At 65.7% G+C, this 2,297-nt stretch carries 2 protein-coding genes and 1 pseudogene; all 3 read left to right on the forward strand.

Features of this window, described 5'->3' with window-relative positions; genetic code table 11:
- Positions 1-464 (forward strand): annotated as a pseudogene (locus WAX14_RS05195) (DUF1707 domain-containing protein); the annotation flags it as partial.
- Positions 465-595: 131 nt separating this feature from the next.
- The gene (locus tag WAX14_RS05200) at positions 596-1,150 is read left to right on the forward strand and encodes a PadR family transcriptional regulator (RefSeq protein ID WP_422627024.1); all 555 of its coding nucleotides are present in this window, start codon (positions 596-598) and stop codon (positions 1,148-1,150) included.
- On the forward strand, positions 1,143-2,258 hold the full coding sequence (locus WAX14_RS05205; protein WP_422627025.1) for an inositol-3-phosphate synthase: 1,116 nt from the start codon (positions 1,143-1,145) through the stop codon (positions 2,256-2,258). Before WAX14_RS05200 ends, WAX14_RS05205 begins: the two co-directional genes overlap by 8 nt.
- Positions 2,259-2,297 lie beyond the last annotated feature (39 nt).

The raw sequence follows: 2,297 nt of genomic DNA on the forward strand, positions 1-2,297 counted from the left end.
TCGCCGGTCTGTCTGTGCCGCCCGGCACCGGATCGGTGGAGTACCGGCTGACCCCGGCCGGGTTCGCGCAGTTCGTCGACGACTATCGCGCCGAGTTCGGGGACACCGTCGCCGACGAGGTCAGGGCGAGCGACGAGCACGTGTACGTCGTGCGGCAGAGCGGTCCCGGCACGACGACGACCTATCTGTACGACGGCGGGTTCCGGGACTTCGGTGGCTCGTCGTCCCGGTCGTCGTCGGCGGAGACGTTCGATATGTCCGCGATCGATCTGCAGCGCCTCGCGGGGCTGGTTGCGGGCGCGCCCACGACCGCCCGACTCCCGGAGGGCGCCGTCGACCAGATCCGGGTCGACGGGAAGGAACATTCGGTCAGGATCTCGGTCAAAAGCTCCCTCGACCAGCACGGGCACCTCGAGGTGTCGTTCGACGGCACGGTGCTGGCCGTGTTTCCGTACCGCCCCTGATCGGGCACTCGCACCCGGTGTCGTGTGGTGGACCTATCGGTTCGGCGTATCGTCGTATATATCGGTGCGATATAGTTTGCCGTCGTATCACGTCGGTTGTTCTATCGAAAGAGTCGAGGAGGAGACCCGCCTTGCTCGAACTTGCCATTCTCGGGCTTCTCCTCGAATCCCCGATGCACGGTTACGAGCTGCGCAAGAGACTGACCGGATTGCTCGGCGCGTTCCGCGCGTTCTCCTACGGTTCCCTCTATCCGACATTGCGTCGCATGCAGGCGGACGGCCTCATCGAGGAGGACTCCGGAGTGCCCGGCACAGTTCGGCGGGCCCGCCGCGTGTACCAATTGACGGCCGCCGGTCGCGAACGTTTCAGCGAACTGGTGGCCGACACGGGACCGCAGAACTACACCGACGACGGATTCGGCGTACACCTCGCCTTCTTCAGCCGCACCCCCGCCGAAGCGCGGATGCGGATTCTCGAGGGCAGGCGACGCCAGGTCGAGGAGCGCCGGGAAGGGCTCCGCGACGCAATCGGACGGGCAAGCGGCACTCTGGACCGCTACACCCGCCAACTCCACCAGCTCGGTCTCGAATCCAGCGAACGCGAAGTGCGCTGGCTCAACGAACTGATCGCCGCTGAGCAATCGACAGCACCCAGCCAGAAAAAAGGAGAACCCGACCATGGGTGAGAACAACACCACGGAAGCGACGCCCGACAACGCAGTGCGCGTGGCCATTGTGGGCGTGGGGAACTGTGCCTCATCCCTGGTCCAGGGCGTGCAGTACTACCAGGACGCGGACGAGAACTCGACCGTCCCCGGCCTCATGCACGTGAAGTTCGGTTCCTACCACGTGCGCGACGTCAAGTTCGTCGCCGCGTTCGACGTCGACGCCAAGAAGGTCGGCTTCGACCTGTCCGAGGCGATCCTGGCGTCGGAGAACAACACCATCAAGATCGCCGACGTGCCGCCGCTCGACGTACCCGTCCAGCGCGGCCCGACCCTCGACGGCATCGGCAAGTACTACGCGCAGACCATCGAGGTCTCCGACGCCGACCCCGTCGATGTGGTACAGGCTCTGAAGGACGCGCAGGTCGACGTCCTGGTCTCCTACCTGCCGGTGGGCTCCGAAGAGGCCGACAAGTTCTACGCCCAGTGCGCCATCGACGCCGGTGTCGCGTTCGTCAACGCGCTGCCCGTGTTCATCGCGTCCGACCCGGTGTGGGCCGAGAAGTTCCGCGCGGCCGGTGTCCCGATCGTCGGCGACGACATCAAGTCCCAGGTCGGCGCGACCATCACGCACCGCGTGATGGCGAAGCTGTTCGAGGATCGCGGCGTCGTGCTGGACCGCACGTACCAGCTCAACGTCGGCGGCAACATGGACTTCAAGAACATGCTCGAGCGTGAGCGCCTGGAGTCGAAGAAGGTGTCCAAGACACAGGCCGTCACCTCGAATCTCGAAGGCCCGCTGGCCGGCAAGGTGCACGACCGGAACGTTCACATCGGCCCGTCCGATTACGTCGAGTGGCTCGACGACCGCAAGTGGGCGTACGTCCGCCTGGAGGGTCGCGCATTCGGTGACGCCCCGCTGAACCTCGAGTACAAGCTCGAGGTGTGGGACTCGCCGAACTCGGCAGGCATCATCATCGACGCCGTCCGCGCCGCGAAGATCGCGAAGGACCGTGGCCTCGGTGGCCCGATCCTGCCCGCATCCGCGTACCTGATGAAGTCCCCGCCGGTCCAGATGGCGGACGACAAGGCCCGTACCGAACTCGAGGCCTTCATCATCGAGGCGTGAGCCGGGAGTTTCACCACGGCTGTGGCGGTGGGCGAGTCG

Source organism: Rhodococcus sp. (in: high G+C Gram-positive bacteria) (assembly GCF_049299235.1).
Taxonomy (GTDB): Bacteria; Actinomycetota; Actinomycetes; order Mycobacteriales; family Mycobacteriaceae; genus Rhodococcus.

Bases quoted from the DNA above. Each gene is read 5' to 3' on its own strand.
- WAX14_RS05205 (WP_422627025.1), top strand. From the start codon at position 1,143: ATGGGTGAGAACAACACCACGGAAGCGACGCCCGACAACGCAGTGCGC.